The 12,999-nt window shown below is 52.3% G+C and carries 16 protein-coding genes; 10 read left to right on the forward strand and 6 right to left on the reverse strand.

What is annotated here, in order from left to right:
• Positions 1-107 precede the first annotated feature (107 nt).
• Positions 108-551 (forward strand): hypothetical protein, encoded by a 444-nt coding sequence (locus EU556_RS25700; protein ID WP_135437092.1) that lies wholly within the window; start codon positions 108-110, stop codon positions 549-551.
• 205 nt (positions 552-756) lie between these two features.
• Here EU556_RS25700 and EU556_RS25705 read toward each other — a convergent pair whose 3' ends face one another.
• The 4 genes from EU556_RS25705 to EU556_RS25720 all read right to left on the reverse strand — a co-directional run bounded on the left by EU556_RS25705 (position 757) and on the right by EU556_RS25720 (position 4,942).
• Entirely contained in the window at positions 757-1,752 is a 996-nt protein-coding gene (locus tag EU556_RS25705) for a GTP pyrophosphokinase (RefSeq protein WP_135437093.1), read from the reverse strand.
• Positions 1,753-1,761: 9 nt separating this feature from the next.
• The gene (locus EU556_RS25710; RefSeq protein WP_135437094.1) at positions 1,762-2,847 is read right to left on the reverse strand and encodes a nucleoid-associated protein; all 1,086 of its coding nucleotides are present in this window, start codon (positions 2,845-2,847) and stop codon (positions 1,762-1,764) included.
• 23 nt (positions 2,848-2,870) lie between these two features.
• Positions 2,871-3,911 (reverse strand): CBASS cGAMP-activated phospholipase, encoded by a 1,041-nt coding sequence (locus tag EU556_RS25715; protein ID WP_135437095.1) that lies wholly within the window; start codon positions 3,909-3,911, stop codon positions 2,871-2,873.
• 188 nt (positions 3,912-4,099) lie between these two features.
• Positions 4,100-4,942: an XRE family transcriptional regulator gene (locus EU556_RS25720; RefSeq protein WP_167855721.1), complete on the reverse strand. Its 843-nt coding sequence runs from the start codon at positions 4,940-4,942 to the stop codon at positions 4,100-4,102.
• A gap of 11 nt (positions 4,943-4,953) precedes the next feature.
• On the opposite strand from EU556_RS25720, the gene EU556_RS26245 reads away from it, so the two are divergent.
• The 9 genes from EU556_RS26245 (at position 4,954) to EU556_RS25760 (ending at position 12,101) form a co-directional block, all read left to right on the forward strand.
• Positions 4,954-5,169, forward strand: coding sequence for a helix-turn-helix domain-containing protein (locus EU556_RS26245; RefSeq protein ID WP_167855722.1), 216 nt, complete (start codon positions 4,954-4,956; stop codon positions 5,167-5,169).
• A complete protein-coding gene (locus EU556_RS25725; RefSeq protein ID WP_135437097.1) occupies positions 5,169-5,951 on the forward strand; it encodes a KilA-N domain-containing protein in 783 nt (260 codons plus the stop codon). The genes EU556_RS26245 and EU556_RS25725 overlap by 1 nt, the downstream gene beginning before the upstream one ends.
• A 192-nt stretch (positions 5,952-6,143) precedes the next feature.
• Positions 6,144-6,599 (forward strand): hypothetical protein, encoded by a 456-nt coding sequence (locus EU556_RS25730; protein WP_135437098.1) that lies wholly within the window; start codon positions 6,144-6,146, stop codon positions 6,597-6,599.
• A 33-nt stretch (positions 6,600-6,632) separates the two neighbouring features.
• Entirely contained in the window at positions 6,633-7,064 is a 432-nt protein-coding gene (locus tag EU556_RS25735) for a hypothetical protein (protein WP_135437099.1), read from the forward strand.
• A 12-nt stretch (positions 7,065-7,076) separates the two neighbouring features.
• Complete coding sequence (locus EU556_RS25740) at positions 7,077-7,970, forward strand: hypothetical protein (protein ID WP_135437100.1); 894 nt, start codon at positions 7,077-7,079, stop codon at positions 7,968-7,970.
• A 40-nt stretch (positions 7,971-8,010) separates the two neighbouring features.
• Positions 8,011-8,520, forward strand: coding sequence for an HNH endonuclease (locus EU556_RS25745; RefSeq protein WP_135437101.1), 510 nt, complete (start codon positions 8,011-8,013; stop codon positions 8,518-8,520).
• The gene (locus EU556_RS25750; protein ID WP_135437102.1) at positions 8,517-10,544 is read left to right on the forward strand and encodes a primase C-terminal domain-containing protein; all 2,028 of its coding nucleotides are present in this window, start codon (positions 8,517-8,519) and stop codon (positions 10,542-10,544) included. The genes EU556_RS25745 and EU556_RS25750 overlap by 4 nt, the downstream gene beginning before the upstream one ends.
• A gap of 30 nt (positions 10,545-10,574) precedes the next feature.
• A complete protein-coding gene (locus EU556_RS25755; RefSeq protein WP_135437103.1) occupies positions 10,575-11,429 on the forward strand; it encodes a hypothetical protein in 855 nt (284 codons plus the stop codon).
• Positions 11,430-11,453: 24 nt separating this feature from the next.
• Positions 11,454-12,101 carry a hypothetical protein gene (locus EU556_RS25760; RefSeq protein WP_135437104.1) on the forward strand — a complete coding sequence of 216 codons (648 nt, stop codon included), beginning with the start codon at positions 11,454-11,456 and terminating at the stop codon, positions 12,099-12,101.
• Here the strand turns inward: EU556_RS25760 and EU556_RS25765 are convergent.
• Both EU556_RS25765 and EU556_RS25770 read right to left on the reverse strand, forming a co-directional pair.
• Entirely contained in the window at positions 12,098-12,280 is a 183-nt protein-coding gene (locus EU556_RS25765; RefSeq protein WP_135437105.1) for a hypothetical protein, read from the reverse strand. The genes EU556_RS25760 and EU556_RS25765 overlap by 4 nt on opposite strands.
• A 189-nt stretch (positions 12,281-12,469) precedes the next feature.
• On the reverse strand, positions 12,470-12,892 hold the full coding sequence (locus tag EU556_RS25770; protein ID WP_135437106.1) for a hypothetical protein: 423 nt from the start codon (positions 12,890-12,892) through the stop codon (positions 12,470-12,472).
• Positions 12,893-12,999: the final 107 nt, after the last annotated feature.

Raw genomic sequence — 12,999 nt, forward strand, 5'->3', positions numbered from 1 at the left:
AGAAATGACTTAAATGTAGAAGTAGGTCAGATATAATATTAGAAGCAAACTACTCACATTATTGACGAGGTCCTTTGTGTACAAGGAATGCCAATTATCTTTCCTATATGAGGTACATCTATACATTTGCTCTGTCCTTACTCATTACTACCACCGCCCAGGCCCAAGACTGGCTCACGAAGGAGAAGCCTAAATTCCTAACCGATACTGTGCGGCACATTGCTGCTGACACCTTATCCGAAGCAGACATACCTGGGTTCTCTGCTGAGCTAGATAAGCGGTATGGCTTCCGTGGTCTGCGATTCGAAACACCCTTAGCGCAAGTGAAGGGACTGAAGTTCGTTGCTAACCGAGGCAACAAAGCGGTCTACACTAAGATCAGTGAGAATAAGACACTTGGTAATGCACACCTAAAGCAAGTGCTGTATTGCTTTTATAAGGGACAACTCTCCGATATCCTCTTCTCTGCTACTGGTTCAACCAATGCTGACGAAGTATTAAAGGTGCTCACACAAGCCTATGGAACGCCCTTTGAGCAGGAACAGACATAGGACCAGCTTGATGGACATTATTACTGGCATGGGCAGAAGGCAACAGCTTTTCTATCGATCCCTATTGATGAAGATGATTTCGACGTGCTGATCTCCAGCATTCCTATGAAGGAGAAAGAGCAACGTGATAAAGAGCTGCGTGTAAAGCGAGCAGCGGAAAAATTGTAGAAACAGAAAGCCCCACCATTGGGTGGGGCTTTTTAATTTAATACTCGCCAGCAGAAATCCCTAATGATTCTCTCATATTATCAATAATCTTGATTGATAGTGGCCAGTGCTCCGATAAGAAATCATCGAAATATTCGATGTAGCAAAATAGAATTAAAACTACTGGTTCTCTCATCAATATCGAACCATTAGTTTTTATTGCAATCTTAATGTCTTGCTCATGAGTACTAGTATATGCTCTTATTAGATCGATGGTAATAGGTTTCTTTTGAAAAACGAAACGTACGGCATCCAAGAAGTATACATCTGAGTTTCTATAGTCTGATACACCACTGATTATACCATTATAAATATTTGTTGCCTGAGCTAGCAACTGAGTAAACGCATCCTGGCTGTTATCCGCTTTGAGCGAGATGGCATTAAATACACTGCGAAATATATCATCAGTCGTTTCCATGAGCGCCATACATTTGGAGAGTTCATGTTTGATGTCATTGTTGTTCTGGTGAGGGCCTTTATACACCGAGTCATGCGTGACTTCGGCGTAAGCATGTTGGAGCAGAGTTCTAATCTGTATCTCACATGTTAGCACCTCTTTAGGTACATTATCAAAATTCTCTTTTGGCCAGACTACTATGTGAACAGACTGGTAATCAAACAAGTTCGGGTTTTCTTTGCTAAACTGCTTAGTGTCTTTGCTAATTTTATGATCCCAAGCCTGACACTCTGTAATTAGGCCTTTTACTGTCTCTACGTTGTCCGTGGTCAACAAGATAATACGTGTAGCTACCTTGTCTTCAATATCAACTATCGGGTTACGGTAGTTGTCGTTCTTACCTCTATATAGAGCTTTTCTTATAAAGGACGTCTCATCTTTGCACCGGAACTTAGGAGGAATCTGTAAAAAACTAGTATTACGGAAAGCCTCAGAAGCAAGCTCCATAACCTTGCTGTCCACGAAAGCCCCCCACTTTGCCAGAGAGTCTCTTACGGATGAGAATTTTTCAGATAATTCCCTCTCGTGTGCGACCATTCTGGAATATCATTTAGTTCTTTTTACTGAATTTGGCTTTCCTGCAACTTTCAAAATTGTGTAAGAGTCATCTGACGGATCTAAATTCATCAGATCATTTTGGCTCTTAATTACTTGTATATGATTGTTGAAATTTGAATCAGGTGCCGAAACTTGAGCATCACCAAACCTAATTTTGCGCGTTTTAAGTGAAAAGTCCACTAATTGACTATTCTTCTCCACCATTGGAGGGAAATCCCTTGATACAGTAGCGTTAAATAAAGCTTGTTGCTCGTCAGTTTCTAAATAATGTTGGGCAAATTCTTTTGGCCGTATGTATTGTGCATTATCAGTTTTTAGTAGAACTCGTAAAGCTTCTCCTAATTCCTCACGCTTATCTTCATCCTTAATATTCTTGTCAATAAAGTCTCTAGTCTTGTCGTAGAAAATTTTGGTTTGAATAGGACCATTGTTTGTGTAGTCAAACCGCAAAAATTCTTTGTAAAAATAGGATGACAACGTCTGGCTGCCACTACCAAACTGCTCATCGAACAGATAAGCACTGAACGAGTCATTAGGATAAGTTTTCCCTTCGTTTTCATCCTTATAAAGGACGCCAACTTTATACAGCTTTTGCGAAGGGCTAAGAACAATGTCCTTCAGGTGTTCAAGGGATTTTTTGTTGCGTCGTACACCTTCATGAGGTTCTGCCTTAATAACAATATAAACTGGACTGTTCTGGTAAGAACTATCAACCGCTTCGATAACGTACAAATCACCAGCTTTAATGTTGCTCCGGTTTTGGGAACCTGCTAAAAGGTGAGCAATATTCTGTGAACGTTTTAAGAATGTTGGATCATTAACCTTTTCTAGATCAACGCACTGGCCAAAGAAACTGCTAGGCGCTGAATCTGCGATCTCTAAATAAAAGCCTTTTCCTTTGCGCCCTAATGCAGCCTGTAGACGTGAGAGGATCAACTGCTGTAAGTCATAGGTAAAATCTAAGAGCTCATCAGTTACATCAGCTATAGAGGTTTGCGCTGTGGGCTGTTTCTCAAGAATTGAGTGGCTAGCCATCCGGCGAATAGTTAATGCTTGAAAATTTAGCTGACGCATATTTGTTGAGGTGGGGGCTGGAATTACTGAGCGGTTTTGTAGTTCTTTTTCTGCGAAAAGAACGGTCTGACTTCGTTTATGGCACGCGTTCTATAGTGGTCTCCCACTGTGTTACCCACCTGTTCCAAGGCTTGCATCGCTGCTGCAGACGCATTGTCTAATGATATGTTTCTACGTTGAGCAGGAGACAAATGACTTGCACCATCAATACGAACATATTGCCCTGGGGCTTTTGTCATATGAATAAGCTTAGAAGCAAGTCGTTCTGCTGCAAAGCTTTGCCCGTCAGACATCGCATCAATTAACTTTATGTTCCAAGCAGCTGCTGACATATTAAGGTCTTTCGTGTCTCCAGTATGCTCCCATCCATTCTTTTCAGGTAGGCAACCTAAAGAGAGAATGGAGTAGCTATCAAATGCTATATCAGCATTTGGGCCTTGTAGTACTTTGTCTTCACCGACAAAATACTCTAGTGCCTCTTGAATGCCACATAGAACTGGATTGTTAGCCCATACACCTCCATCTGTGTAGTAGCAGTTACGTAGAAACTTCACAGGAAAATAGGTGGGTGCAGCACTAGTAGCTAAAGCGGCCTCTATCATGCTCCCATACTTTGTAGCGTAGTTTTGTCCTTCTTGGTGAGGATACTTGAAGATACGCGGCTGACCAGTTGTCAAGTTATAGGATGGAATACAGAGTAGGTTCCTAGATTCATTCATTTGAGTTTCTCCGAGGACCTCTTCAAGTGCAGCTTCCAAAGGGTCATTATCATACTTACCTGTCCCGAAAACCTGTTTTAAAAAGCCTCGAGACTTGTTGAAATACTTTTTAGAAGGAAAAATGCTTGGGCCTTTCTCCTTATAGAAGGAAACCATTTCAGCTGCTGGTACCCCCTTAGCCAATGCAAGCGCTATTAAGCCTCCTGTTGATGTGCCGCATATCATATCGAAGTACTCCCCTATGCCTCCACCAAATGCCTCTTCGAAATGACGTAGAACTTCAGCAGTATATAAACCGCGTATTCCGCCGCCGTCAAGAGAAAGGATTTTAAATGTTTCTGCCATAATTATTACTAACGGCTCTTTTGTAGTTAGACGAGATTAAGCTTTTGTTTGTCCGTTAAGCATTGCATCCATCCTGAGAGATCTCAAATTGAAATGAATGATGAATTATAATTCGATCCGTCTGTCCCCATTAACCTAAAGTAAATCAAATACCTAGTCTATGTTAGGTAGACGATGTAAATCGGCTTCTACAGCCGAATCTTCGGTCTATCAAAGAACTCCTCTACCCTCCAAACACTTTGAATTTGCTGGCGTTGCACTGGTAAGAACCCAGCGGCAGGATTTTGAGAGTACAGAGTGAGCAGATTGCGCGTGAACAGTTCGTTTTCCCGCACAGCCTTTATAGTAACGGTATCGTCATAGGCCACTACACAGACTTGATTGTATACCTGTTCCCACTTACTATCTGGGACCTGCCAGGCGATGACCTTATCACCAGTGCGGAGTATGGGCTCCATAGAGTCACCCTCTACTTCGAATACTAAGGCACCAGTATAGCGTGCGGCTTCCTCTTCGCTGCTTACATATAGACGTAGCGTCTCAAAGTTGTTGGGATGCTGGATGCCCAGGCCTAGCTCAACAAAGGAGGCGCGGGCCCGGAAGGAAACGAAGGGAAGGTCCACCGCTGCCATGTCGGCGAGGAAGCCAATTGCTTGTACGTTGTTGGGGTTATGATCCCTTTTACTTGCTTTTGTAAAGACACTTTCTTCAGAAAGTAGATCTTCTTGTTTTACGCCTAGCGCTTGTGCTATCAAGGCAAGGGTGGTTGCTTTCGCACCGCTCTTGCCTTTTTCTATGGCAGAGATACCAGCTCTTGTAATACCAACCTTTTCAGCTAGTTGAGCTTGGTTCATTCCCGCGAGTTGACGGTACTCTTTTATGCGGGCCGCAATAGAAACCTGGACAGACATAATTTGCTTTTGTAAAGAAGTTTGCTTTACACTTGCTATTACTTGCTTTTGTCTGTTGACATTGTCAAGTGAATTGCGTATGTTTGATTTGTCAAGTGAATGACGCGCAAAAGTAAACAAATCTAGATACCATGCAAGAAACCGCAACCAAGCTTGTCGACCTGTTGCCGCACGGGTCACAGAGCAAAATAGCCAAGACATTAGGCATGAGCCGACAGGCCGTAGGGGATGCCCTAAAGCGCTGCAAACCTGGTAATCCAGTGGTGATCGAAGCCATGCGCATTGCCCGCGAGAGCGGGGCGCTGGACACGGCGAAGGACCTAGCCACCCTCAACGCGGCCGCCTGATGAGCACGGCCCCCATTCCCTTCGCCTTCAATGGCGTGATCATCCGTCGCGACGAGTCCGGCCGGGTGAGCCTCACCGACCTGTGGAAAGCCGCCCAGAGCCCCAAGAAGAAGAAGCCGGCCGAGTGGCTGGCCCGCGAGAGCACCCAGGAGCTGCTGGAAATGGCCCAGAGTTTAATTACCCCAAAAATGGGGCAATTAGAATTGGTGGGCTCCCAGGCCGGGCGCTACGGCGGGACCTATGCCCAGCAGACGCTGGCACTCTCCTACGCCAAGTGGCTTTCTCCTGAACTCCATTTAGCGGTCAACCAAGTCTTCTTTGAGCGCCAGGCCGAGGAGAAGAGTCCCGACAAGATTCTGGACCGGGCCGAAGCAGCCTACCGGCGCCGCGGCTTCACCGACGCGCAGATCCGGGCCCGCTTTCTGGGGAAGGCCACCCGCGGCCGTCTGGTATCGGTGCTGGCTCGTCATGGTGTGCGCGGCGCCAGTGGCTACCGCAACTGCACTAACGCGACATACAAACCCCTGTGGGGCGGAGAGGCAGCTGATATCCGGCAGAAGAAGAACTTACCCCAGAAGGCCAATCCCCGCGAGCATATGAGCGAGAAGGAACTCGTGGGCCTGCACCTGGCCGAGCTGTTGGCGGCCGAGAGCATCGAGCGGGTGCAGGCTAGAGGCAATGAGCAGTGCGCCGCCGAATGCCGGCGGGCAGCCCAGTCGGTGGCCCGCATGATCGTTTCGCACGAGCAGGACGGCAAGCCCGGACTGCCGGATCCGCAATAGACGAGGGGCCCCGCCTTCTCACCGACGTTGCCCCTCTCGCTTTCTCTTCCTCGAGTAAGCATAGTGCAAAGATGGCGACAAAGTGCAAAAGGTTGCTTCCGCGCTTACGCATTTCATGAAAAGATAAAGCGGGCCCCCTCCTACAGGAACCCGCTCTACGGCAAACATCTCACAAACAACATCTTAAAGCTAATGAAAAACTCGCAGTCCGAAAACCCCTGCCTCTCGCTTGCCAGCTTGATCGAGCATGCTGAGCAGCAAATTAACAGCGGCTACGATGCCCGGTGCGGTCAATTGATCCTGCGGCGCATGCGCGCCAACTACGCCCGCCTCTACGCCCTGTACCAGCAGTTGTCGCAAGCAGCCGAGGAAGGCATTTACGAAGTCACGGTACGAAGCGCCTCGCAGGTGATTACCCTGCAGGTGGGCCCCCGCGAGACGGGCAGCACTATCGGCCAAGCATTGGAAGATGAGGTAACGGAAGAATTGCGCCGGCTCAACAAGAACATCCTGCACCAGCTCCAGGATCAGGAGCTTGAGTTTGCCCGGGCCGGCACCTACGAGGGAGACCCGGTACCCTGCGCCATTCACGCCCTGTGCCTGCCCCAGCCGGAAAGCGAACCCACGGCTCTCCAGCCCGCCGCCTAGTCCTTCTCTTCCACCTTCTTAGTGCTCAATCCCATGACTACTTCCACGTTCAGCTTTGCCGACTTAGAGAAATTCCAGGAGGACGGCCCGCACACGGCCGCCAGCCAAAACTTCAACCAGGATGAAATAGAGCGCAAGCGCCGCGTCTACGCGCAGCTGGTGCAAACCTACCACGGCATTCAGATGGTCGACACGGAAGGGTGCGTCCGCATCACGCTGGAGAGCTTAAATCACCGCGTGATCGTCGCGGGCAGCCTAGTAGACATCTTCGGCGCGTTCGTGGAGCCCCTGCTCGCACAGTTGGCCGGACTGGAACGCCAAATCATCGCCATGCGAGCCGGGCTGGCGCAACTCAACGAAGACACCGGTGGCGGGCCACTGCCTGAAACGGACGCTATCATGGCGGCCTGCCTGCCCGATGCGCCGCGTAGCCTACCCATGACGCCTTCCTCCCAGGCCGCGTAGCCACCGGCCTCTATGAATTACCTCAGCCTGATCAATCAGTTCTGGGCCAAGGATCTGGAGCATTCCTTCACCCCCAATGACATCGCCGTGTACTTCAGACTACTGGAGCGCTGCAACGCATTAGGGTGGAAGAATCCCTTCAACTTCTCAGTAGACGAACTACTGCTGAAGCTGCGACTGAAGACCAAGGACCCTTTTACGACGGCCCGCAATCGCTTGAAGCAAGCCGGCCTGATTGACTTCAAGAACGGGGACGGCCGGGGGCGTACGACGACCTACTATCTGCTCGATACGGAAGAGCAGCTCCAGGAAGAAGAAACCGAAAGGGGTAAGAAAAACACCCCCCTTATGCCACCCCTTTCCCCTACCCTTTTGCCACCCCTTTCCCCCCCTGGAACCCCGCTACTACATAAAACTAAACTAAACAAAACAAAAGAAAAGACAGCTAACGCTGTCACTGAGTGTGTGCGTGGGCAGGATTCAGAGTTGAATTCTGGTGGTGATTCAGCCGAGGAGCAAGCGCCTACCCCCCCAGGTGACCTTGGGAAGAAGGGAAAGAAGGGCCGCCCCGCCGGTCGGGCCGCGCCATCCGGTATCGATCCTCAACTGCCCCTCGCCGAGCGCTGGCCCGAACTGGTTGCCGAACTCAATGCGGAAGCCCACGCCACCTGGGAGCGGTTCGTGGCCTGGGAACGGGACAACCCCCTACCCAAGCTCTTCCAGATGGCTGAGCCCCTGCTGCCCGCCCAATTGGTGGCCCTGATCCACAAGCACGGCAGCGGCGTGGTAACCGGGGTATTGCAGGACATGCAAAATATGCCCGTACTGCTCACCAAGTATGACTCCGCGAACCTGACTGCGCAAAGCTGGCTGCGACGCCGCCAGAAGCAGGAAAAGACGGCTTAACGGCCCTCTCGTCTCTCACTGCCTAACCCCACCTAGCCCGATGAACTACGAAACAGAAATATGGAAGCCTATAGCCTCATCCCCTGGCTATGCAGTGAGCTCACTTGGTCGTGTGAAAAACGAGACTACAGGTGCTTTGAGAAAGTTGGTAAATCACCGAAACGGGTATCTGCAAATTGGCATAAGATCAAGCAATTATTTAGTTCACAGGCTGGTAGCACTGGCGCACTTGCCTCCTGTAACAGGCAAAGACTTTGTGAATCACAAGGACTGTGATAAACACAACAACACTTTGCAGAATCTAGAATGGGTCACGAAGAGCGAGAATATTCTGCATGCTAACCAGCATGGTCTTACGCCAATTGGAAATGCACGAGCAAAACATCCACGAGCAAAGCTTTCCGAAGAGCAAGTGAGTGAGATCCGTCAGTTGCTTGCTCAAAAAAAGCTGACTCAGAAAGAGATAGGCGCCATGTATTCAGTTACGCCATCAACTGTGCAGCTCATCAGTGCGAACAAAAACTGGTCAACTAAAACTGTACTGTCTTGAACTACGAACTCGTCCGCGGCGCCCTCACCAACCGGGGCCTCGTGCAGCCCAAAGCCAAGATCGAGCTTACGCCCACCGACGAGGAGTTCTACCTCTCGCTGTTCGGCTTCGACAACACGATCTACGAGCACCTGGAAGTCAACCGCGACCCGCAGACCGGTAAGACCAGCGTATCCGGGTTTGCCGGCAGCTACTTCGCCGAATTCCTGTACTTCGATATCGACCGGGACGGGGATCTGGCTGGCTCTCTGGAAGCTACTCGTGATCTTCTGAAGCGGCTCTACAACCGCTTTCAACTCTCGCCTAAGCAGCTCTTCTTGTGCTTTTCGGGCAGCAAGGGCTTTCACGTCGGCCTGCACCAGAGCCTGTTCGGCGGATTCGCCCCCTCTCCCCACTTGCCTCTGCAGCTCAATGTGCTCGCCGCCCGATTACTCGCCGAGTGCCACGGGCTGACGCTCGTTGAACTGCAAACCAAAGCCTACGAAGCCAAGCAGGCGGGCACCCAGTTCGCCGACGTGGACCTGGGGATTTACAACAACAACCGCATTTTCCGGGTCATCAACTCCCGCAACAAGAAGGGCCGCTACAAGGTGGGATTGACCAGCCACGAGCTGCTGACCCTCCCGCTGGAACAGATCTTGACCTTGGCGGAGACTCCGCGGCCTGATTACAAGCCTGAAGCCAAGCTCACGACCCAAACCCCCATCGCCGAACTCGCCGCCCTGTGGGAGTACGCCCGCACCCTGGACGTAGCCGCGTTCACTAAAGCGACCATCGGCGTGAAAAACGGCACCGGGGGCAAGGGACCGATCGATCGGGACTTCTTCGCCCCTCCCCAACCAGGGAATCGCAACAACGACCTGTTCCGCCAGGCCTGCCACCTGTTCGACCACTCGGCCCTTTACGAAAGCCACGTGCTGCAACTGATCGCCGGCATCAACCTATCCAGCACGGTACCCCTGCCGGACGACGAAGTGCGCCAGATCGTCAAATCGGCTTTCACCCGCACCCAGCGAACGCAAGGTCAGGCCAAAGCCACGGTCCTTACTCCCGAGGCACCCGCCACGGAGAAGGTCGAAATATGGTCGGACTGGACGGAGGAGTGGCTGGACTACTACACCCAAGCCCCCTCTCCCATGACGTGCTTAGTGCCGGAAATCGACGAGGACCAGGGCATGAGCCTCAAGGGTAAGCTCTGCGTGCTCATCGGCTCGGGCGGAACCCGCAAGAGCTACTTCCTGCAAAACGTCATCGTGCAAAACGTGCTCGGCTACGGCAACCGCTTCCTGTACTCCTCCATGGAGATGGGCAAGCCCGAAACCGTCAACCGCTTTCTGGACATGTACTTCGACGCGGAAGACGGGATGCCCGCCAGCCGGCAGCTGCAGGGCCTGGCCCGCGCCAACAAGGAGCAGACTCGGGAAATGCTGCGTATCGGCTCGCAAACCATCGCCGACCAGCTCATTCTCACCGGCAACGGCGGCAAGACCACGGCGGACTACGAGCGCGACATTCAGCGCACGATTGCCCTCTACGGCTCGCTCGACGGGCTGGCCATCGACGGGCTGTCCGCCATGGGCGGGAAGGGTAAGGATGAGACGGAGCGCTTCAACCAGATCACCCTTGAATTGAAGGAGTTGGCCAAGCGCTACAACCTGTTCATCCTGCTGATCTGCCACACGACCAAGGCCTGCGCCGCCCACACCCGCGACGCTAGACCCTTCGTGCGGGGCTCGGAGAAGATCCTCGATAACTCCGACTTCTCCATCTGCTTTGCCAACATCATCGACGCAGTGAAAAGCACGCCCGAGAACATCCAGTATGCTTCCCACCTGGCCCACATCAAGTACTACAATAAGCGGGGCTCGGGTAAGATGCTCAACCAGTTGCTTGAGTTCGACGGCTTGCGCAAGTCCTTCGGCGTGTCGCCCGCGCCGCTACTGAATTACCCCGATCACGACGCTTTCGTGCGGGAATACCACAAGAAAGCCCGTCAGGCCGCCAAAGACGACGATCCGTTTTAAGGCACATCCCTGATCCCTAACTACCCCCTTATGCGTCCCAACATGCTGCCTAAAATCACTGCCCAAGACCCGCTGGCTGGTCTGTTCAATGCCTATATGGAAGGACTCTCTACCCTGGAGATCGTCTTCACGCCCCGCGAAACCATGCACGAGTGCCGGCAGGCTTTTGCGCGCAACACCGTCCGGGAAGGCTCGCATCATACCATGGCCAAGCAGGCCCAGGTGTTCTATGAGCTCACCGTTCTAGGGACCTCTTTGCACGGGATCCACCGTAGCGTAGTAGGTGCCATCACCTTGCTGCAGGACTTCTTCACCACGTACGGCGGGGACCTGCACCGCTACGCCGTAGCCAATCGCCTGGCCAGCCTCCAAGAGTATGGTAGCGACGACGAAACGGATTGGTACCGTGATGACGAAGACGATGAGAATGAAGAGTGGAAGCCGGTGCTTAAAGAGGACGAGCAGAGTCTGGTGTACTACACGCTACGCCACGAGCTCACCGTCTTTTTCACCGGTCACGAATCGCGCGGCGAGTACATCGGCACCAGCGGCCCCGAAGACTTTGCCCCCTACACTCGAGCGGTGGCCACGCAGACCGATACGAGCCTACGCAAGATGACGGGCTATCCGGGCGGACCGGAACTCACCGTCAGCCAACTCACCCCTGAAGGAGAGCTTATCCCTATGTCGCTGGCTGACCAGATTGAAGATGAGCTCAATGAGGACCTGCGCAACCAGCGTCTGGCTGACACTTTCAACGAAGCACTCGTGCACCTCAACACGGCCGCGGCCCTGCAGGTCTTCGCTATCACAACCGAGCACTACCGGGAGCTGCTGGACCATCTAGTTGCCATTCACCAAGTAGCCTTTACTCCTGCCTCTTAACAACCCCTACATCCATTTTCTATCATGAGCAAAATCAGCCGCTTGGAAGCCGTGCACACGCACCTAACGATCCGTCTGCACTACTACATCACCCGTCTGTTACGCCTGGACCAGTACGAGTTCACCACCGATATCTTCGACAACTACACCAAGAGCGTCGGGCAGGGCACCATCATGCAAGCTGAAATCGATGACCACTGCGACAGCCTGCGCCACATCGAGGACGCCTGCCACCACGGGTTGGCCGGCACCAGTCCGGAAGGCTTCGAGGAGTACGGCTACGAGTGGCACGAAGACGTGCAAGAACCGGAAGGCCCCTACGACCCCTACGTAGATATCCTAGGCTATCTGACCGGTGGGGGTAACATCTCCTGCCTGACGCTTAGCCCGGCCCTGTTGCGCTTCATCGAACTACTCCCGGAGGTAGCCGCCGAGATTGCCGAGCGCGACGTGGAGGCTAAAGACGGCGTACTGCTATACGTGGAAGACGACGGCACCAGCCGTCCCATGACACGCGGCGAACTCTTGCGGAAGGGCAACCGAGCCGTGCTGAATGCGGTGGAGGAAAGCCTATTTGCCACGACCTACGCTACGGACATGCTACGGGTGCAGGAGCTGGCCAGCACGCGGGGAGACCTACAGCAGATTCTGGACCTCTTGGAGCAGGACTAGGCTGCTAGCCGCTCGATCTCTTCGGCTGGCGTAAGAGCCAGCGTACGCGGCAGCCAAGCAGGATCAGGTAAAGACGCCTGAGAGAAAGTAACCGGGTTAAGCAACTCGGGGCTGCCAAGCAGCAGTAAAGCAACGATAGCCAACGAGGGTTGGGTAGAGGCAAGCAGGTCGGTGTGCATGAGGTATGTAGCGAGCGAGGTACACAAAAGTAGCGTGCGCTTTCGCCTCGCTGCCAGGCAATAGCCGCCCCATTTGTGACTAGCAATGAGCGTAGACAAAGATGGACAATAACAGGTGCCTAGCGCTTCCCGCACCCATTAGCCCCTTTCCTCTACTTCGAGTTGTGCAAACTATCTGTATTCTGTCCTCTATTCGATGGGAGTTTGCTGTTGCAACCACGCGACGGCCTGCTCCCGCGAACTGGCTACAAAGTAGCAAATCTGACACTGGCGCATCTGGGAAAGAAAGTCAACAAACCCTAAGTGCGCGAACACATCCCGTGGGGGAAGCAGGGCAAAGCACCACGCCCCCGCCACCTTCGCTCGCGGCAGCCAGTTGTAGAGCAGCCACGTGTGATAGCCCAACGGAAAGGCTGGTAGCGGCGGCTGCTTGATCAACACTTTCCCGTAACCGGTGTGACGCACCCAGACCAGCAACTGCTCCATCACCAGTTGCGCCGTCGATAGGTGCCACGCGGCCCGCTTCCATTCCACCCGCAAGTACTGCCCCTCGGCTTCTGCCAAGATGATGGCCAAGTCGTTTTCATAGCACAGAGAAGCAGGTCTGGACACAAGGCTTTAGTGGGGAGAGGCGCAGCACGAAAATACACAAAATAGTCGAGCTTGGCAGCGGTCTTCATCTATGTAAAGCCCTGTTACATAGTATTTTTAATACATAT

The sequence above is a fragment of the Hymenobacter fodinae genome, from assembly GCF_004745825.1.
GTDB lineage: Bacteria > Bacteroidota > Bacteroidia > Cytophagales > Hymenobacteraceae > Hymenobacter > Hymenobacter fodinae.